The organism is Sphingomonas sp. FG14 (assembly GCF_057809675.1).
In genome coordinates this window covers 1209362-1236164 of record NZ_JBMDKK010000001.1, presented here as the reverse complement: position 1 = coordinate 1236164, position 26803 = coordinate 1209362, and the positions used below count along the sequence as shown (strand labels likewise).

At 65.3% G+C, this 26803-nt stretch carries 21 protein-coding genes and 1 tRNA gene; 8 read left to right on the top strand and 14 right to left on the bottom strand.

The genetic code is table 11. The features are described from left to right. The first annotated feature begins 22 nt into the window (after positions 1-22). The 4 genes from ACODTA_RS05915 to ACODTA_RS05900 are packed head-to-tail and all read left to right on the top strand — an operon-like array spanning position 23 to position 6133. Positions 23-2524: a cyclic nucleotide-binding domain-containing protein gene (locus ACODTA_RS05915; RefSeq protein WP_489064879.1), complete on the top strand. Its 2502-nt coding sequence runs from the start codon at positions 23-25 to the stop codon at positions 2522-2524. 31 nt (positions 2525-2555) lie between these two features. Continuing rightward, a complete protein-coding gene (locus tag ACODTA_RS05910) occupies positions 2556-3428 on the top strand; it encodes a hypothetical protein (RefSeq protein WP_489064878.1) in 873 nt (290 codons plus the stop codon). Between the two features lie 10 nt (positions 3429-3438). Continuing rightward, positions 3439-5265 (top strand): cytochrome c3 family protein, encoded by a 1827-nt coding sequence (locus ACODTA_RS05905; protein WP_489064877.1) that lies wholly within the window; start codon positions 3439-3441, stop codon positions 5263-5265. Between the two features lie 19 nt (positions 5266-5284). Beyond that, positions 5285-6133, top strand: a complete 849-nt coding sequence (locus ACODTA_RS05900) for a phosphodiesterase (RefSeq protein WP_489064876.1) — start codon at positions 5285-5287, stop codon at positions 6131-6133. A 68-nt stretch (positions 6134-6201) separates the two neighbouring features. Here ACODTA_RS05900 and ACODTA_RS05895 read toward each other — a convergent pair whose 3' ends face one another. From ACODTA_RS05895 to aroA, 9 genes are all read right to left on the bottom strand, one after another. Beyond that, positions 6202-6393, bottom strand: coding sequence for a hypothetical protein (locus tag ACODTA_RS05895; protein WP_489064875.1), 192 nt, complete (start codon positions 6391-6393; stop codon positions 6202-6204). 10 nt (positions 6394-6403) lie between these two features. After that, positions 6404-6550: an entericidin A/B family lipoprotein gene (locus tag ACODTA_RS05890; RefSeq protein WP_489064874.1), complete on the bottom strand. Its 147-nt coding sequence runs from the start codon at positions 6548-6550 to the stop codon at positions 6404-6406. Between the two features lie 72 nt (positions 6551-6622). Then, on the bottom strand, positions 6623-10579 hold the full coding sequence (locus tag ACODTA_RS05885) for an LVIVD repeat-containing protein (protein ID WP_489065396.1): 3957 nt from the start codon (positions 10577-10579) through the stop codon (positions 6623-6625). 149 nt (positions 10580-10728) lie between these two features. Next, the gene (locus ACODTA_RS05880) at positions 10729-12570 is read right to left on the bottom strand and encodes a hypothetical protein (protein ID WP_489064873.1); all 1842 of its coding nucleotides are present in this window, start codon (positions 12568-12570) and stop codon (positions 10729-10731) included. Further along, the gene (locus tag ACODTA_RS05875; RefSeq protein ID WP_489064872.1) at positions 12570-14537 is read right to left on the bottom strand and encodes a heme-binding protein; all 1968 of its coding nucleotides are present in this window, start codon (positions 14535-14537) and stop codon (positions 12570-12572) included. Before ACODTA_RS05875 ends, ACODTA_RS05880 begins: the two co-directional genes overlap by 1 nt. After that, positions 14534-15931: a multiheme c-type cytochrome gene (locus ACODTA_RS05870; protein ID WP_489064871.1), complete on the bottom strand. Its 1398-nt coding sequence runs from the start codon at positions 15929-15931 to the stop codon at positions 14534-14536. The genes ACODTA_RS05875 and ACODTA_RS05870 overlap by 4 nt, the downstream gene beginning before the upstream one ends. Before the next feature lie 261 nt (positions 15932-16192). After that, entirely contained in the window at positions 16193-17914 is a 1722-nt protein-coding gene (rpsA, locus tag ACODTA_RS05865; RefSeq protein ID WP_222988804.1) for a 30S ribosomal protein S1, read from the bottom strand. A 204-nt stretch (positions 17915-18118) separates the two neighbouring features. Then, positions 18119-18754 (bottom strand): (d)CMP kinase, encoded by a 636-nt coding sequence (gene cmk, locus ACODTA_RS05860; protein WP_489064870.1) that lies wholly within the window; start codon positions 18752-18754, stop codon positions 18119-18121. After that, a complete protein-coding gene (aroA, locus tag ACODTA_RS05855; RefSeq protein ID WP_489064869.1) occupies positions 18751-20088 on the bottom strand; it encodes a 3-phosphoshikimate 1-carboxyvinyltransferase in 1338 nt (445 codons plus the stop codon). The genes cmk and aroA overlap by 4 nt, the downstream gene beginning before the upstream one ends. Positions 20089-20229: 141 nt before the next feature. Between aroA and ACODTA_RS05850 the strand changes: the two genes are divergently transcribed. From ACODTA_RS05850 to ACODTA_RS05840, 3 genes are all read left to right on the top strand, one after another. Next, positions 20230-20559 carry an FYDLN acid domain-containing protein gene (locus tag ACODTA_RS05850; RefSeq protein ID WP_489064868.1) on the top strand — a complete coding sequence of 110 codons (330 nt, stop codon included), beginning with the start codon at positions 20230-20232 and terminating at the stop codon, positions 20557-20559. A gap of 158 nt (positions 20560-20717) precedes the next feature. Next, positions 20718-20793, top strand: a tRNA-Ala gene (locus ACODTA_RS05845). 158 nt (positions 20794-20951) lie between these two features. Beyond that, on the top strand, positions 20952-21521 hold the full coding sequence (locus ACODTA_RS05840; RefSeq protein WP_489064867.1) for a VOC family protein: 570 nt from the start codon (positions 20952-20954) through the stop codon (positions 21519-21521). Between the two features lie 96 nt (positions 21522-21617). Here ACODTA_RS05840 and ACODTA_RS05835 read toward each other — a convergent pair whose 3' ends face one another. Together ACODTA_RS05835 and ACODTA_RS05830 are read right to left on the bottom strand one after the other, a co-directional pair. Further along, on the bottom strand, positions 21618-22259 hold the full coding sequence (locus ACODTA_RS05835; protein WP_489064866.1) for a helix-turn-helix domain-containing protein: 642 nt from the start codon (positions 22257-22259) through the stop codon (positions 21618-21620). A 133-nt stretch (positions 22260-22392) separates the two neighbouring features. Further along, the gene (locus ACODTA_RS05830) at positions 22393-23100 is read right to left on the bottom strand and encodes a helix-turn-helix transcriptional regulator (RefSeq protein ID WP_489064865.1); all 708 of its coding nucleotides are present in this window, start codon (positions 23098-23100) and stop codon (positions 22393-22395) included. A 107-nt stretch (positions 23101-23207) separates the two neighbouring features. Here ACODTA_RS05830 and ACODTA_RS05825 point away from each other — a divergent pair, with 107 nt between their 5' ends. Next, complete coding sequence (locus tag ACODTA_RS05825) at positions 23208-23816, top strand: glutathione S-transferase family protein (protein WP_489064864.1); 609 nt, start codon at positions 23208-23210, stop codon at positions 23814-23816. A 58-nt stretch (positions 23817-23874) separates the two neighbouring features. On the opposite strand, the gene ACODTA_RS05820 is transcribed toward ACODTA_RS05825, so the two are convergent. From ACODTA_RS05820 to ACODTA_RS05810, 3 genes are all read right to left on the bottom strand, one after another. Then, positions 23875-24474: a YdeI/OmpD-associated family protein gene (locus tag ACODTA_RS05820; RefSeq protein ID WP_489064863.1), complete on the bottom strand. Its 600-nt coding sequence runs from the start codon at positions 24472-24474 to the stop codon at positions 23875-23877. Positions 24475-24614: 140 nt separating this feature from the next. Then, positions 24615-25283 carry a M24 family metallopeptidase gene (locus ACODTA_RS05815; RefSeq protein WP_489064862.1) on the bottom strand — a complete coding sequence of 223 codons (669 nt, stop codon included), beginning with the start codon at positions 25281-25283 and terminating at the stop codon, positions 24615-24617. A gap of 18 nt (positions 25284-25301) precedes the next feature. Beyond that, positions 25302-26759, bottom strand: a complete 1458-nt coding sequence (locus tag ACODTA_RS05810) for an amidase family protein (RefSeq protein WP_489064861.1) — start codon at positions 26757-26759, stop codon at positions 25302-25304. Positions 26760-26803: the final 44 nt, after the last annotated feature.

Here is a 26803-nt window from a genome sequence, read left to right as displayed (position 1 = left end):
TCCACTACAGGGGGACAGTCGCGTGGCCGGGCGGTATCGTATCGCCATTGTCGGTTCGGGGCCTGCGGGCCTGAGCGCCGCCGCGCGTGCGGCGGCGCTGGGCATGAGCCATGTCCTGCTCGAAAAGACAGACCATCTCAGCGACACCATCTTCAAATATCAGAAGGGCAAGCATGTGATGGCGACGCCGAGCCAGCTCGTGCTGCGCTCGGACATGGCTTTTGAGGCGGGCAAACGCGAACGCATCCTGGACGTTTGGCGCGAACAGGCGACGGCCGGCGCGATCGAGGTCCGCTATAATGCGGAGGTGAAGGCGATCACTGGCACGGTGGGCGATTTCACGATCGTGACGACGAACGGCGAGACGATCCTTGCCGAGACTGTGGTGCTCGCCATAGGCACCCAGGGCAATCCCAATCTCGTGCGCTGCCCGGTTGGCGAAGGCGCGTCCGTTCAATATCAGCTCGACGATCCCGGCGAATATATCGACGAGCACATCGTCGTACTCGGCACCGGCGATGCCGGCATCGAGAATGCGCTGGGGCTCGCCGCCGATCCCGAACAGCGCAACAGCGTTACCATCGTCAACCGGTCCGCCGAATTCGCGACCGCCAAGGACGCGAACGTGAAGGCGTTGCTCGCGGCTGAGGCTGCTGGCCGCTTGCAGGTGAGGCGCGAAACCACCACCGCGGCCATCGAAAAGGGCATGATCCGTTTCGACACGCGCGACGGCGAAGTCTCGATGCGCTGCGACCGGGTCATCGCGCGCATGGGTTCCGCGCCGCCCCGCGCCTTTGTCGAGAACTGTGCTGCCCGGTTCGAGGAGGTGGACGGCAAGCGCGTGCGCGTGGCCGGAACCGGCGTCGAATTCAGCAGCCCCGACAGGATTTCCTATCCCGTGCTGTCGCCGACATTCGAAACGACCACACCCGGCATTTTCGTGATCGGGGCGCTCGCCGGCTATCCCCTGATCAAGCATTGCATGAACCAGGGCTATGACGTGGTCGAGTTCATCAATGGCAACACGACGCTGAAACCCGCCGACGAACCGATCCTGGAGAGCCGCTTCCGGGGCCTGCCGGGCGCGCGTGGCGTCGACGAATGGCTGGAATTCCTGCGCACGCGCATCACCATCCTCGAGGCGATGAGCCCGCTCCAGATGCGCGAGTTCATGCTCGACAGCGAAGTGCGCTTCTATCGGCGTGGCGAAGTGGTCTTCGAACGCAACGCGCCGGGATCGTCGCTGTTCGCGATCGCCGACGGGTCGGTGCTGGTTCAGGTGAATCCCGACGATCCATCGGTGACGGTGCCGATCGCCTGCGGTTCGATCTTCGGCGAGGTCGGGCTGATCTCCGGCCGCAGGCGTGGCGCCACGATCCGCGCGGCGGAGGATTCGATCCTGGTCGAGGTGTCGCGCCAGGCCGCGCTCAAGTTGCAAAGCCAGGTGCCGGCGGCGCGCGCGGCGATCACGCGCATCTCGATCGAGCGGCAATTGCTCCAGATGTTCGGATCGGGGTTGGCGAGCGAGGATCTGGGCGAGGTGCTCGACAGCGCGGAGATCATCGCGGTCAGCGCGGGCAAGCCCGTCATCACCGAGGGTGAGGAAGGCGAGGATATCTTCGTCATCCGCTCGGGATCGATGGTGGTGGAGAAGCAGGTCGGTGGCAAGCCGGTCTTCCTCTCCTATCTACCCGCCGGCTCCTATGTCGGGGAAATGTCGCTGATCGCGGGCGGCCGGCGCACCGCCACGGTCAAGGCCGCGATCAAGTCCGAAGTGATCAGGCTCAAGGGCGATGCGATCCGGGCGGTGATGGCGAAGAAGCCGGCCCTGCTCGAAAAGGTGCGCCGCGACATGGCGTCGCGCCAGGATCTCAATGCCTTCATCGAAGCCAAGAAGGACAGTTTCTCGGGGGTGGTCGATCTCTATTCGTCGGTCTCGAACTTCCTGGTCGAACAGGGGGTGGGCGAGGCGACTGACGTGCTGCTGATCGACGAGCATCTCTGCGTCGGTTGCGACAATTGCGAGAAGGCGTGCGCCGACAGCCATGACGGCCTGTCGCGCCTCGATCGCGAGGCGGGGCGCACCTATGCGCATCTCCACGTGCCGACGAGCTGCCGGCATTGCGAGCATCCGCACTGCATGGCCGATTGCCCGCCCAACGCCATTCACCGTGGGCCCGATGGCGAAGTGTTCATCGACGAGACCTGCATCGGCTGCGGAAACTGCCAGCGCAATTGCCCCTATGGCGTGATCCGCATGGACGCGGTGCCGCCGAGGAAGCCAGGCCTATTGAGCTGGCTGTTCTTCGGCCGGGGGCCGGGGCCGGGAGAGCCGGGCAAGGCCTGGTCCTATGCCAATGCCGAGCCGGGCGTCGAGCGGCCCAAAAAGGCGATCAAGTGCGACATGTGCTCGGGGATCGACGGCGGCCCCGCCTGCGTGCGCGCCTGCCCGACCGGCGCCGCGATCCGCGTCGCGCCCGAGGATTTCCTGAGCGTGTCTCGGCTGGAGCGCGACGACCGATGAGCGGGTGTGTGATCCCCGCAATAGCTGCCTGATGGCCACGCGCGCCGCATCGCGCCGGGTGAAGGGCGAAACCCTGCACGACGGCTTCCTGCGCCATCGCGGGTTCCGCTGGCTCAAGATCTGCACGATCTTCTCGCTGGTCGCGATCGTCGCTTATTGCCTGGTCGATGTCACGCCGCGTCACAATGGCGGAAGCTGGCTGGGTTATACGCTGGGCACGGTCGGCGCGCTCCAGATCCTGTGGCTGACCGCTTTGGGCCTGCGCAAGCGGGCGATGACGCGCGGGCGCTGGTCGCTGAAGGCCTGGACGTCGGCGCATGTCTATATCGGGCTCAGCCTGATCGTGATCGCGACGCTGCACACCGGGTTCCAGTTCGGGCTGAATGTCCATACCCTCGCCTATGTGCTGATGATGATCGTCATCGTCTCCGGCATGGTCGGCATCGGCTTCTATGCCACGCTGCCCGCTGCGCTCAGCAGCAATCGCGAGGAGATGACGCAACCGCAGATGATCGATGCATTGCGTTCGATCGATCGCCAGCTTCATGACGCAGCGCAGCCGCTCGATCATCATCTGGCGGCGCTGGTGCGCGGATCGCTGGAGCAGGATCCATTCGGTGGCGGGCTCGTGCGGCGGCTGTCGGGGCATTATCCCGGCTGCGCGACGCGCGCGGCACAAGCGGCGATCCGGCGGGAGACCGCCTATAAGCCCAGGGTGGGCGAGGATCCGATCGAGAAGGTCGATGCGCTACTGGTGCGCAAGGAAGCGATCCTCGGTCGCGTGCGGCGACATCTGAAACTGAAGGCCATGCTGGAGGTCTGGCTCTACGTCCATGTCCCTGTCACCTTTGCGCTGATCGCCGCGCTCTCCGCGCATATCGTCTCCGTGTTCTTCTACTGGTGAGGGGCGGGGCATGCGTTTCCTGATCCGCCAAATCTCGCGCACCGCCGATGGGCGGGAGATCGTGCGGCCCGTCACGCTGGAACAGCCGGTGATCACGGTCGGCCGGCTTGCCGACAACGATATCCATCTCGCCGACCTCGCGGTGACGCCGCGTCATGCCGAGATCGCGCGGCTCGGCACGCGCGGAATCGTGGTGCGCGCGCTCGATACGCTTGGCTTCGATGTCGATGGCCGCACCGTCATGTCGGTGGAAATCGATGCGGCGGAAGGCGCGGAACTGAAATTCGGGGCGCACCGGCTGACGATCGGGCTGGATGGCGATGCGGTGACGATCGCGGTCGAGCGGGTGCAGGCGCTGTCGGACGCGACGGGCGACAAGGACGAGCAGCGCGTCTTTTCGCTGCGCGGGCTACTGCCGGGCAAGCGGCTGAGTGCATGGGCCTTTGCCGGCCTGATCCTCGCCGCCTTCCTCGTCGCGCCGATCATGACCTGGGCAACCTATCGCGCCGCGCCGCAACGCCCCGCCGGTTTTCATGCCGACAGCATGTGGTCGAGCGGCGCGCTAAGCCAGGCGCATCAGGGGCTGAAGGACAATTGCCAGGCGTGCCACAAGGACGCGTTCGTCGCGGTGACCGACGAAGCGTGCCTGACCTGCCACAAGGATACGCATGACCATGCCGATCCCATGCGCCTGGCCGCGGCCAAGGCGCCGCCGGGGCCGGGCGCGCGCGTCGGGCTGATGTTCGCCGCCGCGTTCAACCGGCCGCAGGGGCGCTGCGTGGAATGCCATGGCGAACATGAAGGGGCGGGGCGGATGCAGCCGGCGGCGCAGCGTTTCTGCGCCGATTGCCATGGCGGAATGAAGGAGCGGCTCGGCGACACGCAATTGCTCGACGCCAGCGATTTCGGAACGGCGCATCCCGAGTTCCGCCCGGCGGTGATCGTGCGGCCCGGCGGCGACCGTCCGATGGTGCGGCGCATTTCCTTCACCGCGCATCCGCGCGAGGAGAATGGCCTGAAATTTCCGCACAAGCTGCATCTCTCCACCACCAACGGGGTGGCGCGGATGGCGCAGACCATGGCGGCCGAACAGGGCTTCGGTCAGAGCCTGGTCTGCAAGGATTGCCACACGCCCGATGCAACGGGCACGCGCTTCCAGCCGGTCGACATGGAGCGCGATTGCGCCATGTGCCACAGTCTCGCTTTCGATCAGATCGGCGGGACGATCCGGACATTGCGTCACGGTGATCCCGCGCAGGTTGTCGCCGATCTGCGCGCCTATTATCGCGGAACCGGCCCCGAACGGCCGCCAAGCCTGGGGGGCATGGCGCGGCGGCGACCGGGCGATTACGCGCAGGGCCGGACCTATTATGCCTATTTCGGTGCGATCGCGGCGCGCGGCGGACAGGCGGAACAGGCGGTGCGCGCGGTCTTCTCGCCCGGCGGTGCCTGTTTCGACTGTCACACGGTCGATCGACAGGGCAATGCTGCAAGCGCGGGCTTCCGCATTCAACCGGTCAGCCAGAATGCCCGTTATTTCCGCAAGGGCTGGTTCGATCATGACGCGCATCGCACCGAGACTTGCGAAAGCTGTCATGCCGCGCCGACCTCCAGTTCGGCCGGCGACCTGCTGATCCCGGATCTGGCCTCGTGCCGCACCTGCCATGTCGGTGAAGGAGGTGCCGCGTTGCAGCGCGTTGCCGAGCCAGTGGCGTCGGGCTGTGCGCTGTGTCACAGCTATCACGCCGATGACGGCGCACCATGGTCCACCCGGCAACGAGTCGCGCGGATCAAGGATGGAACGAATGCTGGAGCCGCGCGGGGAGGACGCCGTTGAGCGAGCAGGGGCGCAGTCCATGCTGATCGGTCAGATCACCGACGTCCATCTGGGATTCGAGCCGGACAATCCGGCCGAATTCAATCGCAAGCGTCTCGATCAGGTGATCGCCTATCTCGCGCGGCCGGGGCACGCTCCGGACATGCTGCTGGCGACGGGCGATCTCGTCGATCGCGGCGATGGCGATAGCTATCGCCGGTTGCGCAATGCGCTAAGCCTATGCCCGTTCCCGGTCTGGCCATGCGTCGGCAATCACGACATCCGCGCGAATTTCGTGCAGTATTTCCCCGAAATCCCCCTCACCGATGGCTTCGTGCAATATGAGGTGCCGGATACCGGCGATCTGCGCATCCTCGTGATCGACACGCTCGAGGAGGGCCGTCATGGTGGCTCATTCTGCGAGCGCCGCGCCGCCTGGCTTTCGGCGCGGCTGGCCGAGGCACCCGGCCGACCCACCATCATCGTCATGCACCATCCGCCACTGGAGATGGGCATAGACTGGATGGACGGCGGACCCAGCGAGCCCTGGGCCATGCTCTTCGCCGCGACGATCGCGCCGCACGCGCAGGTCCGCGCCCTCATCTGCGGGCACCTTCACCGATCGATCTCGGCAGCGTGGAACGGGGTCACGGTGACCGTCTGCTCCTCGACCGCTCCGCAACTGGCGCTAGACCTGTCCCCGATGGATCCGGAGAGACCGGACAATCGTCCGATGATCATCGCCGATCCGCCCGCTTATGCCCTGCATCGATGGAATGGCCGGGAACTCGTCAGCCATTTCGACACGTCGGGGGAGCACGTCATGCTCGCCAAGTTCGATCCGTCGATGCAGGCGCTGGTGCGCGAACTGATGGGTGAGCGCGGCTGAGGGCAGACCCGATCTCAAAGCACCGTCATTCCGGCTCTCGCCGGAATGACGGTTATGGACTGGCCAACTCAGCCCTTGGCGTGGCTCTTGCCTTCCGCCTCGGCGCGTTCCAGTTCGCCGGCTGCGTCGCCATCCAGCGCCTCTTCGGCGTCTTCAGCCGCGCGTTTCACCCGATCCTTGTCCTTCGCGAAAGCACTGGTCGCTTCGTCATAGTCGCGCGCGGCCTTGTAATTGCCTTCGCCATGTACCTTGTCGGTCATAGTGGCCTCCTTATTTGGCGTCGTGCGCGGTGTCTTCGACCGCATCTCCGGCCGATTTCAGATCCTTGCCGGCGCCTTCCACTGTGTTGCATGCGGCAAGCGCGAAGCTGCCGATCAGGGCGAAAGAGAGAATGAGCTTCTTCATGACGATCTCCATCCGGGCGGCTCCCCGGAGCGCCGTCCATGATCGAGAAACGCCGCAAGCGGCGTCAGGTATCCGCGATAGCGATCAATCGCCGGGATTGAGCGCCGGAATCCAGTCTTCGATCGTCACCGTATCGCGCACCTTGTAGGGAATGCCCCGGCGGTTGAGGAACAGGCGTTCCATCTCGGCCCGTGTGAAGGGACGCGAGCCGAGCCGCCCGAACACCGCGATCTGGCCGCCGGTCTCGTCGACGGCGCGATCGCGGTCGAGCCCCTTTGAAAGCGCGCGCGCGGGTGAGGGCGTGCGCGCCCAGGCGATCAATTCGGGTTTGGGGGCGGGCGAGAAGCCGTAGAAATTGGGCTGGCTGTCGGGTGAGGTGAGCTGGATTACCTTCAGTCCGTTCCGCCCGTCGGCGACATAGGCGAAGAGCGATGCGTTGGTGGTGCCGACGATCACGTCCTGCGCGTCGTTCATCGCCCCGCCGAAACTTTCCATGCGATAGACGCGGGGGCGGGTGGGGGTCTTCACATTCACGATCGCCAGCCCGTCGCGGCCCGCCGCAATATAGGCGTAGGTGCGTGCGAGATAGAGGCGGCGGGCATCGGCGAGCCGGATGGTGCCCGACGGGATCGCGACGGGGGCATCGAGCCGGGTGACGTCGAACAGCTTCACGCCCTCCGCATCGGTTACCCAGAGATAGCGGAACTGGATGGCGGAGGCGCGGGCGTCGCTCAGGGGGAGCGTCGCGGTGAGGCGCGGATTCAAGGGATCATTGAGGTTCACGACCACCAGCCCGGCATCGGTGGCGACATAGGCGATATGCCCCGCCAGCGTGATATGGCGTGCGCCCTTCAGTATATTGCCCGGATTCCAGGTGACGGCGCGCTTCAGGAAATTGTTGCGGAATTCGCCGTCCGCAAGCGTGGTGACGTCGACCAGGATCAACCCTTCCACGCTGTCCGTGACGACCGCGTAATTGTAGATGGGATGGAAGGGCTGCTCCTCGTTCATCGCGCGCATCTCGGCGGTGTTGCGCAGCGGATTGATCGGCTGGTTGGTGGCGAGCGCCATGCAGGTGGCGTTGGTCGATTTGACCTGTGTGTCCTGGCCCAGCGCGGAGAAGGGCGCAGTGACGATCCGTTCGGAGAAACCCTTGTTGCCGATCGAGGCGACGTCATAGACGCGCAAGCCCCCGCGCCCTTCCGCCACGAACATATATTCGCCGCGCAACTGCAGGCAGCCGACCGCGCCCGCCGTTCCCTGGGTGACGTTGCGGAATTCCTCCAGCGCTTGGGTTTCGCCCGACAGGCGCTTGTCGAAGGTCTTGCCGCGCGTCCAGTCCTTCAGTTCGCGGCCGTTTCGCTCGACATGCATCCGCCACCAGTCGGGATAGGCGTAGCGCTGCAGATAGGATCCGATGACGGCCTGGGGCTCCTCCCATTCGGTGACCCGCACCGCCTCGAAGCCGTTGTCGAGCCCCGTCCAGGCGTGAAGTCCGACGAAATTGACGAAATTGGTGCCGAGCAGCAGCAGTTGCGACATGATCGCGTTGTTGTCGTCATCCGCGCTCAGATGGCAGTCGCTGCACGTCTTCGTCTCTGTCTTGCGCACCGTGTGCGGGAAGTGCGGGGCGAACGCCTGGGACGAGAAGCCGGCCGAGGAGATCGGCGGTTGCTGGATATAGATGCGCTCGCGATTGATGTTGGTGGAGGACAGCACCAGCGCGGATGTCGAGCGCACGGGCGCGACGATATTGCCCTTGGTCGTCTGGTGGCGGCCGAGCTGGAACATCTCGTCGCGCGCGACCTGGGGATTATAGGTCGCGAAATTGCGCGTTTCCTTGCCTTCATATTTATGTTCGGTGGTCTTCCAGTTCGCCTCGATCGGCAGGTGGCAGCCGCCGCAGGAGGTGGTCCATGACAGATGGCAGGTGAAGCAGGCCATGGTGTCGTCGCCATGCGCGCGATCCGCCTTGGCGATGCCGGGGCCGAAGCCGAACCTGCCGTCGTCCGCGCCTGTGCGGCCCATCAGCTTGGCGCGCGCCGCCTTGGCGTTGAAGTGCGGATTGCCCCGGGTCACGGCATCCTTGACCAGCGACACCTGCCATTCCAGCTTTGGATCGACGATCGAGCGCTGGATGAGCACACGGTTCCCGGCGGCGTCCTGTTGCCATTCGAAACGGCGCCGGCCGTCGGCGTTGCGCAACAGCGCCAGATTGCTGCCCTGCGGCCGCGCGGCGGGGCCAGAGGTCAACAGCGTCGGGTAGGCGTCGGCGGTACCGTGGCAATCCTTGCAGCCGATCTCGATCGCATTGGCGACCTCGCCGTAGATCAGGCCATTGCCGTGGCTGTCCTGGCTGAAGTGGCAGTCGGCGCATTGCAGGCCCTTTTCGGCATGGATGTCCATCATATGGACGGCCTTGCCCTTCTGTTCGCCCGGCTGGACGAAATCGGGCGCATCCTTCTTCCGGAATTTCTCCGGATCGTCGGGCGCGACGATCTTTCCGTCCGCATCGAGCAGATTGCCCTCGCGGTCGCGCTTGTAGATGGCGCGGAAATTCCAGCCATGGCCGTGATAGTCGGCGAATTGCGTATCCTTCGCCTTGGGATTGACGTCGTCATAGACGCGGCGGAGGAATTCGATATCGGCCCAACGACCGCGCGCGGCGGCGGCTTCCGGGTTGCGTTCGTTGACCTCGCGGACCTCGGTGGCCGTCGGATATTTCTGCTTTTCCGGCCACATCAGCGGCGCGTCGGACTCATAGTCCCACATGGTGTAGCCGAGATAGGAGTTCAGGAAGATATTGGGCTGGTGCATGTGGCAGTTCATGCACTGCGCGGTCGGGATCGCGCGGGTGAAGACATGACCGATCGGGTGGCCTTTCTCCTTCTCACCTTTGGCATGCGTATCGCCCGGCTGCTTGACCGCACCATGCTTGGCCGCATGCTCCAGCTTGCCGGCGATCGTCGGGTCGACGGTCGCGCTCTGCCCGTCGCGGCCGAATTTGGCATAGGTCAGGCTGTGGCGCGGCTCGCGGTCGTTCGCATAGATCACATGGCAGCCCGCACAGCCCGAATGGCGATAGTCGCCGGGCTGGTCGTTGGTGCCCATGAACCACATGAAGGGATCGTTGAGCCGGGTCTTGTGGATGTTGAGCACGGGAATGGCGACGCGCAGGCCGGTGGCGGGGCCGCGGCTCGATTGCTTCAGATCCGGCCGGCCGGGTTCTTCCAGCCGCTGGATGATGCCCGCCGGGTTGGGCAGGCCGATCTCCGGGAATTGTGTCGCGATATTGCGGCCGCCGCGTTCGAAGACGCGGAAGATGTCGCCCGGCGGGATCACATGCCAGGTTGGCAGCGGATAAAGCGCGGCAAGCGCGCCGCGTGCCTTTTGTTCGGGGGTGACGCTGCCGTGCGGATCGCCGGGCGAGACGATCTTCGCGGGCTCGCCTGTGCGCGTATAGGCCTCGCCGAAGACATAGTTCTTATAGGGTACGATGCCGTTATTATAGGCGGCTCCGCCCCAAAGCATCGCGCCCGACGCCATCAGCGAGCGCTCCGCCGCCTCGATCACCTCGATATGGCAGGCGCCGCACGCCTCGCGCGCGACGCGATAGTCGGACGGATTGACGAAGCGGACGAACTCCGGCGCTTCGCGATTGAGCAATGTGTAGCTGCGTTTCGGGTTTGCCGAGGATGGCCAGTGCCAGCTTTCGGGATAGCGCGGCAGCACATGCGCCCGATCGCGCGCGGAGACATAGCGGGGATCATCGTGCTGAAGTGCGGAATCGCCCGCCACCTTCGAGTCTCCACCATGACAATCGACGCAGCCGAGCTGGACGGCGGGGCTGACATGCATGGTCGGCGCTTCGGACGCGGTATGGCAGGTGATGCAGCCCGCCGATTTGGCGGCTGCTTCGGCGGGCTCCTGCGTCTGCGGAGCGGGGGCGGTGAAGGCATAGGTACGCTTGACCGGCTTCTCGCCTTCCGCCGCGATCGAGACGACAGCGGGGATGAGGAGGAGGACTGCAAGCGCTGGCAGCTTCTGCGCCAATCCCCTCAACCCGCTCAGGCTGAGCCTGTCGAAGCCTTGTCTTTCTTTGGGACCGGAAGAAAAGGACAGCGCTTCGACAGGCTCAGCCCGAACGGATGTGATGGGCTTTGTGCCGAGGAGGGTGAGCAACCAGCCCATCAGAAGGCCAGGATCGCATTGGCGAGGATCGAATAGAAACGATCATCCCCGCGCCGGTTGGTGAACAGGTCGGCAAAGCCCTTGCCGGGATCGAAGACCGCGGCAGACAGCCTGAACACAATGTTCTGAGTCGCCTTGGGCCGCCAGATCGCCGCCGTCGACAGATCCCAGCCGATCGCCTTGGGGATGCTGCCTTCGTTGCGCAGCGCCTGGAGCGGGGCGGTGTTCTCGAACCAGAGATGGTTGGCATTGGCGGACAGGCGGAATGTCGGGGTCAGGTCGAAATCGGCGCCTGCGCCGAGCAGCATGGTGCCGGGATTGTTGAAATTGCTCTGCCCCTGTTCCTTGGACGAGCGAAGCGAATTGAGCACGCCATTGCGTCCGTTGATGCCGATGGCGCGTCCGCCCCCGGCAAAGGGGATCGACTGGCGGATCCAGTAGCTGGTGTCGGCGCCCGCGAAGATCGGATTCTCGAAGATCGCGTCGAAGCCGCCTTCGGTGTTGTCATAAGGATCGCCATCGCCGGTGGCGTAGAGGCCGGACAGGCGGAAACGCATCCAGTCATGGTCGTAGCTCGCCTCCGCTGCGGCGAAGCCCGCGCGGACCTTGGCGGGGCGGCTGGTGAAGAAGCTGTTCCGGTCTTCGCCCAGCGCGGCGTAGAGCGAGGCGGTCAGGTTGATGCGCCCAATCCGGCCGTCGCCCGAATAGCCGAGATAGACCACGTCATATTCGCGACCGCGCAGGTCGCCGAGCAACGCGGGGCGCACGGGAAAGCCATTGTCGTCGATCGCCAGCCGATTGGCCTCGCGGTTCCAGTTGTACGTGGCGGAGACCTGGCTGGTGAAACCGGCGAACGGAAAATCCTGTCGATAGAGATTGGCGAAGAAGACCAGGTCGTTGCGCGGCCGTTGGGTAACGTCGTTCAGGCCCGAATTGGTGTCCTTCTCCAGCCGCCAGAAGGCGGCGAGATTGAACTGGAAACGATTGTTGTCGCGATTGCCGAAGAAGCGGACGCCGAGCTGGTTGTCCTGGAACAGGAAGCCCCGGAAATCGGCCTGGAAAGGCTGGATGCCGACGCGGATCGATTCGAAGTCGTACCGATCGGAGGTGTTGCGCAGGTGATAGTCGACAAAGGCTTCCTGCACGCCCAGGAAATCGTCGGTGCGATGCGTCGGCTTCGAAGGCTGGACATGCAGGATCCGCCGTTCGGCGACATCGGCGTGATTGACCTGATAGGCAAGCGTCAGCCGATATTCGACATGCGGGGGCATGAACGCCGTCGATCCCTTGATCAGCGCTGCGCCGATGATGAAGGTCTGCGCCGCCACCAGGCTGTTCGATCGGCCGAACACGTCCAGGCTGCCGGGCCGATCGGTGGTCTGGACGCCGACGGGGATCGGGAAACTGCGCGGTTCGATTACCGTGTCCGAAACCGCATTCAGGACGAAGAACCAGTCATCCCCCTTGATCGGCAGCCATTTGTGCCGCGCCGGATCGATCGGCCGATCTCCCTTCAGCGTGTTCTGGTGATAGGGGTCGAACCAGCGTTCCTTGACGAGCCCGAGCGTTTCGATCAGCCGCCAGCGATCGGGCATCGGGAACTCGTCGGTCGGAAAGGCCTCGGGCGGCGGCGCGCGCACCGCGCCCGGATTCTCCTGTGTCACGCGGTCGGGCAGGGTGGGGCGTCGGCCGGGGCGCTTGCGACCGTCGATCAGCGCGTCATCGGCATCGATTTCCGGTTCGGCCTGGGGCGGTGCGGGCGGCTGCCGAACCTCCTGTGCGTCGGCCTCGGCGCCGATCAGCGCCAGCATCGGCATGATGGAGGCGGCGACGGCCGGCATCACAGCCCCTCGCACACATTCTGCTGCGCGGTGTCGAGGAACGGGGCGAAGGGGCAGCTCACATAGCGCAGCCGGACATTGGCGTTGCCGACATTGACCGTGATCATGTCCGCCCGCACCGCCTTTGGCGCATTGCCGATCGATCCCACCCGCAAACCGGCATTGTTGAGCCCGAGGAAGCTGATCATGTCGTCCTGGTCGATGCCGTCGCCGGAGATGCCTATCGCGCCCACCAATTGGCTGCCGCGATAGATCGGCACCGATCCGGGAAAGATCTGGATACCGTTCTGCAACCGGTTCTGGCCTGGGACCACATCGGGAAGGAAGGTGCAGCGGCGCGGCGTATCGGTCGGGATGGCGAGCACCAGGAACGCGACATGGGTCAACAGGTTCTGGAAGACGATCGCCGATTGCAGCCCGGTGGAGAAGGGGCTGAATTGTTCAATCGGACGGGAGAAGGGGCCGGGGCCGCGCCCGACCTCGCCGTCGGGAAAATAGGGGCGGGCGACATTGCCGTTCGCCCGGTCCGAAAAGGCGAATTTACCGGTCAGCGCCGTGGGATCGTTGAAGAAACCGCGCGCGCGGGGAACGACATCGCGCACGTCCGGGCTGGCATTGGCGGCAAGCTCGGCTGCGGCCGCGCCGTTCGAAAAGAACGCGGCGGTGCGCGCCTTCTGCAACGAAACGTCGATGCCGAAGATCGGCGCGTCGGGCGCGCGGACGATGCCGAGCGGCGTGCCGAAGCTGTCCACGACCGAAATCGAGACCTGCGCGCGGCTGTCGAGCGGGCGGCGGATCTGGCCGCGTGCGCGGCTCATGACGGTGAAGGCTTCTTCCATCACCGCCCGCACTTCGGCGGCGGTCAGCGGCTGGGCCACGGCGCTGCCGTCGGTGCCGGCACGGATTGGGTAGCGATTGGCTCCCGATCCATCGGTCAGCACGAAAGCGTCGGGATTGGTGAACTCGCTCGTTGTGGCCTTGCGGATTCCCGATGCCTCGGTTCCATAGGCGGTGCCGGCGACGACCGCGATCGTCGAATAGTCACGCACCGGCCCGATCTGGCCGACGCCGCCGATGAGTGAGGCGAAGCTGGGGGGGCTGGCCGGATTGCTCTTGAGGTCGGCGCGCACCGCGTCACTGAAGCGCAGTGTCGTGCCGTCCAGGGTGATGCGCGGCGCCTTGATCTCCTCGGGTGCCTCGAAACCCGTCGTCGCGGCGAGCGCGATCGCTTCGTCGTCCAGATTGGCGTCGAGATCGAGGATATTGGTGTCAAAATCATAGACGCCGTCGGCCATCACCCCGACGCCGCCGACAAGAACGCCGTTCTTGTAGAGCGGAAAGCCGCCGGCATCGGCGGCCAGCCCGAGTGGCGAGCGTTTAGGGCCGATCAGCGCGGCGGGGCCGCCCGACGCGATGAAGGTACGGGCCAGGTCCGAACAGGGGAGTTGGCTGAACTGCACGCCGAACAGCGGTCCGCTTTCGAGCCCCACGGCATTGGGGGCGGGCGGGAAATGCTGCTGGACGATCTGGCTGGCGGTGCGCGTCGAAAAGGCGTTGCCGCCGCTCGACAGATAGGCGCCGGTGATCGCCTTGGCGATGGCGCCGCCTTCCTGCGGAAACCGGATGCCGGCGACATCGATCTGTTCGTTGCTGGGCGTACGCGGCGTCACCGCATCGGCGAATGCGCCGGTCATGCGGAACACCGTCAGCACATTGCCGACCCGATCGACCACCGCGATCACGGCGGGCTTGCCGCGCGCCTGGGCTTCGCCGACTCCTTGCGCGACGATACGCTCCACTTCGGCAACCGTCAGGGCTTCCTGGGCCGGTACGGAATAGAGTGCGGTCGGTGTGGGGGTGGGGGTCGGAGTCGGAGTTGGCGTCGGCGTGCCGCCGCCACCGCCGCAGGACGACAGGATGAGGGCGGTGCCCGCGAGCAACGACGGCAGGAAATGGCGGCGCATCATCTGAGCGTCCGGATCGTTCGCACCGCACCGCCCAGCGCGCGGCGGAATTCGAGCGGACGATAGTCGTTGGGGTCGCGCACCGCCGCATAGGCGCGATTGATGTCGGCACGGATGCTGCCCGCCGCGCCGCCATTCACCTGGCCCGCATTGACCAGCGCGTTGAGCAATGTGTCCACCGCCATCACCGCCTGGACGCTCCCTTCATAATCGGTGAAGCGTGGGCTGATCGCTTCGCTCGCGATCGTCTCGATGATGGCGAAGGTCTGGTCACGGCCGAAACCGGCGGAGGAGAAGGCCGCAGCCAGCGCGGTCGCGCTGGCACGCAGTTTCGCCGCCGCCGCCACAGCCGTCCCGCGATCCTGAGCGAGACCGGCGTGGAAGGCCCGGCTGTCCGCATCGAAGCGACTGGACATGCCGGGAGCGGCGACGCGCACGGCGGCGGAGAGCATGATCATGCTTTCGTCGTTGAAGGCGGGCATGCCTTCGGGGATCGGGCGGCCGGGATTGCGCACGCCGGTGCGGATCGCATCGTCGCCGTCCTGGATGCGGCGATGGCAGGTGTGACAATCGAAGAAATAGAATTCGGGGAACACGCCCTCCTGGCCGAGACGGGGATTCGCGTAGAGGCTCAGCGCGCGTTCGAGCGCCATCGCCTGGCCGACCGCCCAGATGCGCACATTGTTGGTCCGTCCCTTGCGCAGCGCATAGTCCGCGTCCTCGTCATGATGCTGCTGCAAGGTCGAGAACAGGTCGAGCTCGAACGAGATGCGCGGATGGCCGGCGGCCATGATCCGATGATTGACGAACTGCCCCTGGTCCGCGCTGCCGAAATGGCAGTCGAGGCAGACCGAGGCGCGGGTGCGGGGATCGTCGAGCGCGGTCATGCCCAATGCGACATTGCGCCTGTGGCTGGCGCCGACCGCATAATGGGCCGAGATCCAGCCGGATGCGGCGCCATGGCAGCTTTCGCAGCCGACGCCGTCGGCCGCCTGGAAGCGCGGGCCGCGCGACGCGGCGGGAGCCGAATGGCAGCCGAGGCAGGTTCCCGATGCGGTCGCGTCGCCGATGCCGAGCCGGCCGGCGATGGCCCGGCTTCGTGCGTTCGAAAGGATGCTGAACGCGCGGCTATGCGCGCCGCCGGGCGTGGAGGGTTCCTGCCAGCGCATCAGTTCGTCCTGGCGGACGATCTTGCCGTCGGCTTCCTGCCGGCCATGGCAGGTCGAGCCGCTGCACGATGCCACGCCCAGGAACGTGCCGTTGCCGGGCGCCGCCGCCGTGGCGGGCGGCGTCGCCGGCCACAGGCCGAGTACGAGCGCGAATGCCGCCATCGCCGCAAGCAGCAACAGCGTGGCCAACGCCGCCGCCCGGTTTTCAGTGAACCCCCTGTCACCCATTCCGCAACGCACCTCCGCTGCCGGCGCGATGGCCGGAGTGCCCTCATCAGCGATGCGACCCCTTTTCCGAGTGTTTATGTGCGCTTGCCGGCGGCTAGGCAAGCTGATCCGAGGTGCGGCGCGGCGTCCACGCTCGATTTGCGGCATGTGTGCAACACCGGGTTCGGTGGGCGCGAACACAAAGAAAAGGGGCGGGGAAACCGAAGTTTCCCCGCCCCTCATCGAACTGCCCCGGCCGTCGCCGGGACATTCCGATATTTCTTACTTCTTCTCTTCGGTGCGGGCCTTCAGGGCCTCGCCCAGGATGTCGCCCAGCGACGCGCCCGAATCGGACGAGCCATACTGCGCAACCGCCTGCTTCTCTTCGGCGATCTGCATCGCCTTGACCGAGAAGGTGGGCTTCTTCGAACGATCGAAGCCGGTCACCATCGCGTCGAACTTCTGGCCGACCTGGTAACGCTCCGGACGCTGCTCGTCGCGGTCGCGGCCGAGATCGGTGCGCTTGATGAAGCCGGTCGCGCCGTCGTCGCCCGCCTGAACCTCGAGGCCGCCATCGCGGATCTCGAGAACGGTGACGGTGACGACCGCGTTCTTGTTGAGGTTCGAACCCGAGGTGGCCGAAGCGCCGCCGATGGCGGGCGCGCCCTTTTCGAGCTGCTTCATGCCCAGCGAGATGCGCTCCTTCTCGGCGTCGACGTCGAGCACGATCGCCTGAACGGCCTCACCCTTGCGGTGCAGGTTGAGCGCGTCCTCGCCCGAGATGCCCCATGCGATGTCGGACATGTGAACCATGCCATCCACATCGCCGTCCAGGCCGATGAACAGGCCGAACTCGGTGGCGTTCTTGACTTCGCCCTCGACGACCGAACCGATCGGGTGAGCAGCGGCGAACGCTTCCCACGGATTGGTGATCGCCTGCTTGAGGCCCAGCGAGATGCGGCGCTTGTCTTCGTCGACCTCGAGGATGATGACTTCGACTTCCTGGCTGGTCGAGACGATCTTGCCGGGGTGGACGTTCTTCTTGGTCCAGCTCATTTCGGAGACGTGGACAAGGCCTTCGATGCCCGGCTCCAGCTCGACGAACGCACCATATTCGGTGATGTTGGTCACGCGGCCCGACAGCTTGGCGCCAACCGGATACTTGGCCGATGCGCCATCCCACGGATCGCTCTCGAGCTGCTTCATGCCCAGCGAGATGCGCTGCGTCTCGCGGTTGATGCGGATGATCTGCACCTTCACCGTGTCGCCGATGTTGATCATCTCGGACGGGTGGTTGATGCGCTTGTAGCTCAGGTCGGTGACGTGGAGCAGGCCGTCGATGCCGCCCAGGTCGACGAACGCACCGTAATCGGTGATGTTCTTGACGACACCTTCGATCACTTGGCCTTCGGCCAGCGTCTGGATCAGGCCCGAACGCTGCTCGGCGCGGGTCTCTTCCAGGATGGCGCGGCGCGAGACGACGATGTTGCCGCGGCGGCGATCCATCTTGAGGATCTGGAAGGGCTGAGGGATGTCCATCAGCGGCGTGACGTCGCGGACGGGGCGGATATCGACCTGCGAGCCGGGCAGGAACGCCACGGCGCCGCCGAGATCGACGGTGAAGCCGCCCTTGACGCGACCGAAGATGACGCCTTCGACGCGCGCGGTTTCGGAGAATTCGGCTTCCAGCTTGTCCCAGGCGGCTTCGCGGCGTGCGCGGTCGCGCGACAGCATCGCTTCGCCATGGACGTTCTCGACGCGGTCGACATAGACCTCGACTTCGTCGCCGACCTTCAGATCAGCCTTCTGGCCCGGCGCCGCGAATTCGCGCAGCGGCACGCGGCCTTCGGACTTGAGGCCCACGTCGATGACCGCGAGATCGTTCTCGATCGCGGTGACGGTGCCCTTGACGACGCGGCCTTCGAAGCTTTCGCCTTCGCCGCCGAGCGATTCATTGAGGAGGGCCGCGAAATCGTCGCGGCTCGGAAATGCCGTAGAGGCCATATGTGCTTCCTGTCTTCCATTTTTCCGGCCAGCCGGTTGTATCCGGCGGTCTTGACCAGAACCGCCGCACAGGCCCCATGCCGGTGCGGCATCCTTCGAACGAACGGCACGTCGACGCCCTTGAGGGAAAAGCGAAAAGGGCGCGGGGGACGAGTTCGGCCTTGGCCGAACCAGTCTTCGCGCCGTCTTCTTATTCTCTCGTGATCAGCTCGCCAGGCGTCTGCCGATCCGGGCGTCCACGAGCGCGATCGCGCGCTGGACGGCGGCGTCTATAGAGAGATAGCTGGTATCGAGCAAGTCCGCGTCAGGGGCGGTCTGCATGGGGGCGATCTCGCGTCCGGCATCGCGCCGGTCTCGCGCGCGGATATCGGCCAGCACCGAATCGAGGCTCTTGTGGCTGCCGGCCTTCTGCATCTCTGCATGGCGGCGGCGCGCGCGTGTTTGCGGCGTTGCGGTGACGAACAATTTTGCGTCGGCCTCGGGCGCGATCACAGTGCCGATATCGCGGCCGTCGAGCACCGCGCCGCCGGCCTGACGCGCGAAATTGCGCTGGCGCTGAATCAGCGCGGCGCGGACGAGCGGATGGGCGGAAACGATCGAGGCGACACGCCCGGTCTCCTCCCCCTTGAGTACCGGCTCGTCGAGCAGCCGATCCTCGAACGAGCAGGCGGCAAGCGCGTCCTGTTCATTCTCCGGATCGCCATGCGCCGACATCAGCGTGTGCGCGACCGCGCGATAGAGCAGGCCGGTATCGAGATGCGGCAGGCGGTAATGTTTGGCGAGGGCACGGGCGATGGTGCCCTTGCCCGACGCGGCCGGGCCATCGACGGCGATGATCATGCGGCCTCCGCGCCGAGTGAGGTCATGAGCGCGGTGAATTGGGGGAAGCTGGTTGCGACGGGTGCCATGTCGTCGATAATGACGGGCTGGCGCGAAACAAGTCCAGCGACCGCGAAGCTCATTGCGATGCGATGATCCAGATTTGCGGCGATCGTCGCACCGCCAGCGAGCGGATCGCCGCCGGTGCCCTCGATCACCATGCCGTCCGGCAACTCCTCGACGCGCGCGCCGATGGCGGACAGTCCCTCGGCCATCACCGCGATCCGGTCCGATTCCTTGACGCGCAATTCGTCCAGCCCGCGCATGACGGTGCGGCCGGATGCCAGCGCGGCCGCGACGAACAGGATCGGGAATTCGTCGATCATCGACGGCGCCACCGCGGGCGGAACCTCGATCCCGCTCAGGGAAGAATGACGGACGTGCAGATCGGCGACGGGTTCGCCGCCGACGATGCGTTCGTGCAGCAACGCGATATCGGCGCCCATCTCGCGCAGCACGCCGATCAGCCCGGCGCGCGTCTCATTGATGCCGACATTCTCGATCACCACGTCGGATCCGGGCACCAGCAACGCCGCGACCAGCGGGAAGGCGGCGGAGGAGGGGTCTCCGGGCACGGTGATCGCCTGCGGCTTGAGCTCGGCTTCGCCGGCCAGCGAGATGATGCGGGCGCCGTCAGCACCTTCGGTCACGTCGAGCGTGGCGCCGAATCCGCGCAGCATGCGTTCGCTATGGTCGCGCGTCGGCACGGGCTCGATCACCCGGGTGATGCCCGGCGTGTTGAGCCCGGCCAGCAGGATCGCCGACTTCACCTGCGCCGAGGCGACAGGCAGGCGATATTCCAGCGGCACGGCGGGGCACAGGCCGCGCACCATCAGCGGCAGCCGCCCGCCGGGGCTGGACGTGAAGTCCGCGCCCATCAGGCCGAGCGGTTCGATCACGCGGCCCATCGGGCGCTTCGATAATGATGCGTCGCCGATGAAGGTGGCGGTGATCGGATGGCTGGCGACGAGCCCCATCAGCAGGCGAGTCGAGGTGCCGCTATTGCCCATGTCGAGCGCCTGTCCGGGCTGGAGCAGCCCGCCGACGCCGACGCCATGGATGCGCCACAGCCCGTCATCGCCGCGCACGATGTCCGCGCCCATCGCCCGCATCGCGGCGGCAGTGGCGAGCACGTCCTCGCCCTCCAGCAGGCCGCTGACGCGGCTTTCGCCGACGGCCAGCGCGGACAGCATCAGCGAGCGGTGCGAAATGGACTTGTCGCCGGGCACGCGGACGCGGCCACGAAGCGCGCCTGATGTGGAGAAGGACGAAGGCGAAGGCGCGGCGGCGTGCATGGTTTTTCCAGGGTGGGGGATAGGGAAATCGTCGCGGCTTTTGACAGCGGCGTCCCGCTATGGCAAGGCGCCCGACGATTGGCGGGCGGCCGGCTTCGGCGGGCCCGCTTCTTTCATTTTACTGGAGGTTAGAGGCGGCACATGGTGAAGCCTGAATGGGGCACGAAGCGGACTTGCCCGAAATGCGCGACGCGCTTCTACGATCTGACCAAGGACGACCCCGTCACCTGCATCGAATGCGGTAACGTCTGGGAGCCCGATCCTATCCTGAAGTCGAAGCAGCCTCTGCCTTACGACGCCCCCAAGAAGGAAATCGACACCAAGAAGGCCGTCGATGGCGATCTGGGCGATGACGATCTGGATCTGGACGTCGAAGAGGATAGCGATTCGCCCGATGACGAGGTCGATCTGGGTGGTGACGACGATCTCGGCGTGGTCACGTCGGATGACGACGACGACGGCAACAATTGATCGGACAGGCGATGTTCCGATGCATTTTGCCGATCCGGTCGGCGCCTGCATCGGAACGTCGAAAAAGGTAGAATAAGATAGTTGCAAAGCGCGCGAAGCCGACATAAAGGCAGCGCCTCACCGCCGCAGCCCCCCAGGGCACGGCGCGAAAAATGGACGGGGCCGTAGCTCAGCTGGGAGAGCGCTACAATGGCATTGTAGAGGTCAGGGGTTCGATCCCCCTCGGCTCCACCATTTTTCCATCGGCCCGATCTGGGGCGATTCATCCACGGAAAATCGATTGCCCCGAAAGGGAATGTGTCGCGGGCACTGCCTTCAGCGCGTTGCCATGCTATTGACTGCCGCGAGGACTGAGCGGTGTTGGAGCCCGCTCAATTCGAGGGGGAGTTCGCATGACAAAGCCGGTCAAGTTCGCGCATGTCGTGTACCAGACGCGCCGTTTCGACGAGATGATCCAATGGTATCAAACGGTGTTCGAGGCGGACATCGTCCACCGCAATCCCGCGCTCGCCTTCCTGACCTATGATGACGAGCATCATCGCTTCGCCTTCGCGAATCTCTCGCTGCTGAAGCCGGAGGCGGAGAATGTCGGCGAGCGGGGCGATATCGGCGTCAATCATGTCGCCTATACCTATGCGGACGCCGGCGACCTGATGAAGACCTATGCCCGGCTCAAGGCCGTCGGGATCCTGCCTTATTGGCCGGTCCATCACGGCATCACCCTGTCGCTCTATTATCGCGATCCCGATGGCAACAGGATGGAATTCCAGGTTGATTGCGGCACGGTCGAGGAAGCGAACGCGTTCATGTCCAGTGAGGCGTTCGACGCGAATCCGATCGGCATCGACTATGATCCGGATCAGTTGCTGGCGCGATATGAGAGCGGCGTGAGCGCGGACCTGCTGGTGCAGCGGCCCGAAGGGCCGATGTCCGATATTCCGCCGGAACATGGACTGACCTGAGCTTCGGTCGACGAGACATCAACGCGCCGACCCGATACGGGGTGAATAGCGTTCAAAACTTCCCTGATTTGGCGCCGTAGCGTGCCGGCACCGTCGTCACCGGGTAATGTCGGACTCGTCGTGCTGGCCAAGCAGCGAATCGAGCAGATCCTCGTCAGCGCTGGAGCAGACGCCGAGCACGATCGCCTCGTCGCAATCTTCGGCGGCGAGATAGGCATGGCCCATGCTCGAATCGAGATAGATGGATTCGCCTTCCTCAAGCACGACGGGATCGTAGAACTGGGTGTGAACGACCACCCGGCCCTTGAGGACATAGGTGAATTCCTCGCCAGGATGGCGGACGAGGCCGTCGAACTCGACCATCGATTTGGCGCGGACGCGGATGACGATCGGGATCATCCGCTTCTGGCGCAGTTCGGTGCAGAGATAGCGATAATCGTAATTGCTGGTGTTCACACGGATCGCGCGATCGAGCTTGCCGACGCTGCGGCGCGCGGTGAAGGCGGGTTGGGCGCCGGTTTCGACATCGCCCTCGGCAAAGAGTTCCGACATGCGGATCTTGAGGCGCCGGCTCAACTGCTGCAGCTTGTCGTAGCTGAGCGTCAGCCGTCCATTCTCGACCTTCGACAACGTCGAGAGCGGAATGCCGCTCTTGTCGCTCATTTCCTTCACCGTCCAGCCGTTGCGCTTGCGCAATCCGCGCAGAAGGTCGCCGAGCGTGGGTTCGTCCGATTTCATCTGTGTCGCCTCTTTGCCCCATCCAATCTCTATCAGGCGCGTTCGGTTTCGCAATTGGGTCTAAAGTTGAAACCGTCCTGAGCGGATATTGTTTGTCCAAAATAGGACGAATTCAACCTGGCCTCGGCCGCGATCAGGCCGTTTCGTCCAACTCCTGGCGACGAGCCTGCATGAACGCGTACCAGCGCGCACGAAGCTGCGCCGGACGTGTTGGATAGCGTTCGTCCAGAAACTCCAGCGTCGACACCCGGTCGGTCCTGAACATTCGGAAATCCTCGCGCAACTCACACCAGGCGACAAGCATGCGCGTGGTTTCGCGATAGCCGATCAGGAAGGGCCAGATCGTCCGCTGGCTCTCCTGGTCGTCGCGGTCGCGATAGGCGATGCCGAGCTTGCGGCCGGCATGGATCGATGCGCGGATCGCGGCCATGTCGATCGACTCCGCCACCCGGTCCCAGACCGGTGGGACGACAACGGCGGGCTCGAGTATGACCGGTCGCAATTGCTCGGGCACGGTCGCGGCGATCTTGGCGATCAGGTCGCGCGCCGCGCGCGCCAGCGCCGGATCGCCCCGCGCCACAACCCACTGCGCGCCGAGCACCGCCGCCTCGATCTCGTCGGAGGTCAGCATCAGCGGCGGCATGTCGAAGCCGCCGTCGAGCACATAGCCCAATCCCGCTTCTCCACGGATCGGCACGCGCTGGCCCATCAGTGTCGCGATGTCGCGATAGACGGTGCGCTTCGTGACCTCGAGTTCGGTGGCGATTGTTTCCGCGGTGATCGGCCGCGTCGTCCGGCGAAGGATCTGGATGATCTGGAACAGTCGGTCGGCACGCCTCATCTTTTCCTCTTATCTCACCGCTGCTGACATCATGCTGTCAGCAGTATGTCAGTAGTCAATCCCCATGGCCGCCGCATCCCGCCGCCGGCTGAACACGGAGAATCGCCATGCTGACATTGTTCCACGCTCCCTGGTCGCGCTCGGGCCGGCTGGTCTGGCTGCTCGAGGAACTGGGTGTCGATTATGAGATCCGCTATTGCGACATTCTCCGCCGCGACGGATCGGGCGCACGTGATCCGGGCAATCCGCACCCCGACGGCAAGGTTCCGGCGCTCAGACACGACGATGTGCTTGTCACCGAGTCGCTCGCCATCGCGCTTTATCTGACCGATCTGTTTCCCGAGGCCGGGCTCGGCGCGCCGATCGGCTCCGCGGAGCGTGGCGCCTATCTGACCTGGCTGGCATGGGTCGCGGGCGAGCTGGAGCCCGTGCTGTGGAGCGCCATCAGCGGCGAGATCGCAAGCGATGCGATGGCGAAAGCGCGCTATGACGCTGCGATCGCTCGATTGTTCGGTGCGCTGGAGCAGGGAGCCTATCTGATGGGCGATCGCTTTACGGCGGTGGATGTGATGGTCGGTAGCAGCCTGGGCTGGGCGCGGCAGCATGTGCCGGTGAGCGAGAAGCTCGATGCCTATCTGGCGCGCGTGGGCGAGCGGCCGGGGAACGGCCGGGCGACCGAGAAGGACGGAACGCCGCCGGCCATGGCTGCCGCCTGACTGGATTTGCTGCGCGATCGCCGGGCGTCACCATGCCTGCGGTCGCGCAGCCTCCGCGTCAGTTCTTCTTCTGTGGATAGATGGTTTCGCCGCGCCGGAGCATCTGCACAAACGTCTCGATCTTCTTGGCACGGCCCGTAGCGGTCTTCATATTGCGCGTTCGGAAGGCCAGCGCGAACCGGTTCTGTGCGTTCAGCCGGGCGAACATCTCCCTGGCGGCGGGATCGGCATCGATCGCCGCCTGCAGATCCTCCGGGATCGTCATCGCTTGGCCGCTTTCATAGGCGCGATCCCAGCGGCCATCGGCCTTCGCTGCCTCGACCTGCGCCAGGCCATGCTCGGTCATCCGGCCTTCTTCGATCAGCCGCGCGACATTGTCGACGTTGATCCTGCTCCAGATGCTGCGCGGCCGGCGCCGCGTATAGCGTTGCAGAAAGCTGGTGTCGTCGAGCCCTTTGCGCAGCCCGTCGATCCAGCCCCAGCACAAGGCCACGTCGATCGCCTGTTTCGGAGTGATCGTCGCCAGGCCGGAATCGGCCTTGTAGATCCGGATCCAGACCTCGTCGGCGGTGTCGTGATGCTTGCTCAGCCAGTCGTTGAAGCGTTGTTCGTCCGCGAATTCGAAAAGCTTTTCGGGGTCGACCTTGACTGGCGCCATAAGCGGCATTCTCCTTGAGGAGGATGCCGAATTGTTCGGGATTTCAGGGCGAAGTGCAATCGTTAAGATGCGCCCGGTGTCAGCACGGCGAACGATGCGCGCCCGCCGTGTCGCTTTGGCCACAGTCGATCGCCGCGACCTCAGCCGAGCAGCAAGTCCTCGAAAAAGGCGCCGAACGGGCGCTCGGGATGGCGGATCTGGATTTCGAGCACCCAAAGACCGGGCGAGGGGGAGAAGCCGCTGTCGATCAATGCGCCGTCATGCTTCACGGCATGCGGGAAATCCGACAGCCTGTGGCCGGACATGTCGAGATTGAGGCGCCAGCCGCGCCGCTCGGCTTCGGTCGATGCGAAGCGGTAGAGATCGGCGCCGCTCAACCCGTCGGCAAGCCAGCGTTCGCGCGACGTGTCGAAGATCGCGCGCACATCGATCGCCGCGCGCCGCATGTCAGGATCGTCGCCGATGACGAAGGTGTCGCCGCCATCGCCTTCATAACCCTGCCAGACCGGGCCGATATCGATGAAGAAGATGTCGTTCGCGCTCAGCACCGTCGCGGGCTCGGAGGCTTCGCTGAAGGTCTTCAGCGTGTTCCGCCCGAAGCGGAGCTTTATGCCGTGCCAGCCGCGCAGCAGCCCCATCGCCTTGAGGACAGCGCGCGCATGCGCCTGTGCATGCTCCTCCGCCATGCCCGGTGCGACGCCTTGCGCGATCGCATCGATCGCGGCGCGCGTCCGTTCGCGCGCATCGATCATTTTCCCAGGATCGAAATCGGGGCCGTTGCGCTCGTGAAGCGCGCGTAGATCGTCCATGCCCATACCGCCAATGCTCTATGACGCGCCGGATGAAGGCGCCAGCCCAGCGATCGAATGCGTCGGCCATCGATCCGCCCAGGGGGCCGCCGCTTCCAGTTCATAGGCAAGGGCGAGCAGCAGGTCTTCCTGTCCGCGCGCGGCGGCGAACATGCTGCCGATCGGCACGCCGTCCGCCGGTGTGAAAAGCGGCAGCGAGATCGCCGGATTGCCGCTGAGATTGTGCAGTGGCGTGTAGGACACGTAATCGAACATCCGTGGCATCAGCGCTTCGAATGCGCAGCTCGGCGCCAGATCACCGATGCGGACCGCCGGATGACGGAGCACGGGGGAGAGGATGACGTCGTGCTGCATGAAGAATTCGGCCATGGCCGCCGCCGCCGCGCCGACCTGACGGTACATCGCGTCGACGTCGTCGAGCGTGATTCCGGCGCTCCAGCGGGCGAGGTCGAGCGTCCAGGGTTCGAGCAGGCTTTCGGCTTCATCCGCGCCGATGCGCGCGATCGTGGTCGCGGCGACGTCGCGCGCCAGGAAACCCCAGATCGTCCTGAACGCGGCGGCAATCGCGGCGCCGTCGACCGGCATCGCGCGGACGACGATGGTGTGGCCAAGTGCGCCGCACAGCGCCGCCGCGCGTTCCAGCACATCGGCCACGTCAGGCGATGGCGCCGTGCCGTCGAGCGATTCAGCGATCACGGCGATGGTCAGTCGGCGCTTGTCGGGGCCGGTGACGCCTTGGGGCCGCCCGGCGCCGATGGCAGTCGCCCAGGCGACGTCGCGCACCGATCGGGAAAGCAGCGTATCGCAGGCGAGCAGGTCGTCGATGATATGCTGGTCGCGCGCGCGCAGGTTGCCGCCGCGTCCCGGTTTCATGCCGACCAGCCCGCAACAGCTTGCCGGAATGCGGATCGATCCGCCGCCATCGGCGGCATGGGCCAGCGGCACCATGCCCGATGCTACCGCCGCGGCCGCACCGCCCGATGATCCGCCCGGCGAACGGTCCAGCGCCCAGGGATTGCGCGTCGGGCCGTACAGGAGCGGTTCGGTGGTCGGCAACAGGCCGAATTCGGGCGCGCTGGTCTTGCCGAGCGCGACGATGCCCTGCGCGTCGAACGCCTTGCTGTAATCGAAGGCGATCGTGCCCGGCCCGGCATCGCGCCTCGAGCGCGAACCGGCGCGGCTCGGCATGCCTGGATAGTCCAGGCCCTCCTTGATCAACCAGGGAACGCCGGCCATCGGCCCTTCCGCCATGGCGGAGCGTTGGCGCGCGCGGTCATAGTCGCGAAAGGTGATCGCGTTGAGGATGGGATCGAGCTTTTCGATCCGCAGGATCGCGGCCTCTACGAGTTCGCGGGTGGAAACGTCACCCGACGCCGCGAGCGCGGCCTGCCCATGCGCATCGAATCGGCCGATCGAAAAGGCGTCCGCATCGCTGACGGAAACGGTGTGCGCATCCATGATTGTCTTCATCTCCATCGTTCGGATTCCTCGTCTGCGATAAACCGGCAGCCGCGTCGATC

What these genes read in the sequence shown, in the direction of transcription:
- ACODTA_RS05820 (WP_489064863.1), bottom strand. Translation starts at nt 24,474, where the DNA reads ATGGCGCCAGTCAAGGTCGACCCCGAAAAGCTTTTCGAATTCGCGGAC.
- ACODTA_RS05910 (WP_489064878.1), top strand. Translation starts at nt 2,556, where the DNA reads ATGGCCACGCGCGCCGCATCGCGCCGGGTGAAGGGCGAAACCCTGCAC.
- ACODTA_RS05840 (WP_489064867.1), top strand. Translation starts at nt 20,952, where the DNA reads ATGACAAAGCCGGTCAAGTTCGCGCATGTCGTGTACCAGACGCGCCGT.
- ACODTA_RS05870 (WP_489064871.1), bottom strand. Translation starts at nt 15,931, where the DNA reads ATGGGTGACAGGGGGTTCACTGAAAACCGGGCGGCGGCGTTGGCCACG.
- ACODTA_RS05895 (WP_489064875.1), bottom strand. Translation starts at nt 6,393, where the DNA reads ATGACCGACAAGGTACATGGCGAAGGCAATTACAAGGCCGCGCGCGAC.
- ACODTA_RS05900 (WP_489064876.1), top strand. Translation starts at nt 5,285, where the DNA reads ATGCTGATCGGTCAGATCACCGACGTCCATCTGGGATTCGAGCCGGAC.
- ACODTA_RS05880 (WP_489064873.1), bottom strand. Translation starts at nt 12,570, where the DNA reads ATGCCGGCCGTCGCCGCCTCCATCATGCCGATGCTGGCGCTGATCGGC.
- ACODTA_RS05815 (WP_489064862.1), bottom strand. Translation starts at nt 25,283, where the DNA reads ATGGACGATCTACGCGCGCTTCACGAGCGCAACGGCCCCGATTTCGAT.
- ACODTA_RS05835 (WP_489064866.1), bottom strand. Translation starts at nt 22,259, where the DNA reads ATGAAATCGGACGAACCCACGCTCGGCGACCTTCTGCGCGGATTGCGC.
- rpsA (WP_222988804.1), bottom strand. Translation starts at nt 17,914, where the DNA reads ATGGCCTCTACGGCATTTCCGAGCCGCGACGATTTCGCGGCCCTCCTC.
- aroA (WP_489064869.1), bottom strand. Translation starts at nt 20,088, where the DNA reads ATGCACGCCGCCGCGCCTTCGCCTTCGTCCTTCTCCACATCAGGCGCG.
- cmk (WP_489064870.1), bottom strand. Translation starts at nt 18,754, where the DNA reads ATGATCATCGCCGTCGATGGCCCGGCCGCGTCGGGCAAGGGCACCATC.
- ACODTA_RS05875 (WP_489064872.1), bottom strand. Translation starts at nt 14,537, where the DNA reads ATGATGCGCCGCCATTTCCTGCCGTCGTTGCTCGCGGGCACCGCCCTC.
- ACODTA_RS05830 (WP_489064865.1), bottom strand. Translation starts at nt 23,100, where the DNA reads ATGAGGCGTGCCGACCGACTGTTCCAGATCATCCAGATCCTTCGCCGG.
- ACODTA_RS05890 (WP_489064874.1), bottom strand. Translation starts at nt 6,550, where the DNA reads ATGGAGATCGTCATGAAGAAGCTCATTCTCTCTTTCGCCCTGATCGGC.
- ACODTA_RS05810 (WP_489064861.1), bottom strand. Translation starts at nt 26,759, where the DNA reads ATGGAGATGAAGACAATCATGGATGCGCACACCGTTTCCGTCAGCGAT.
- ACODTA_RS05825 (WP_489064864.1), top strand. Translation starts at nt 23,208, where the DNA reads ATGCTGACATTGTTCCACGCTCCCTGGTCGCGCTCGGGCCGGCTGGTC.
- ACODTA_RS05850 (WP_489064868.1), top strand. Translation starts at nt 20,230, where the DNA reads ATGGTGAAGCCTGAATGGGGCACGAAGCGGACTTGCCCGAAATGCGCG.
- ACODTA_RS05905 (WP_489064877.1), top strand. Translation starts at nt 3,439, where the DNA reads ATGCGTTTCCTGATCCGCCAAATCTCGCGCACCGCCGATGGGCGGGAG.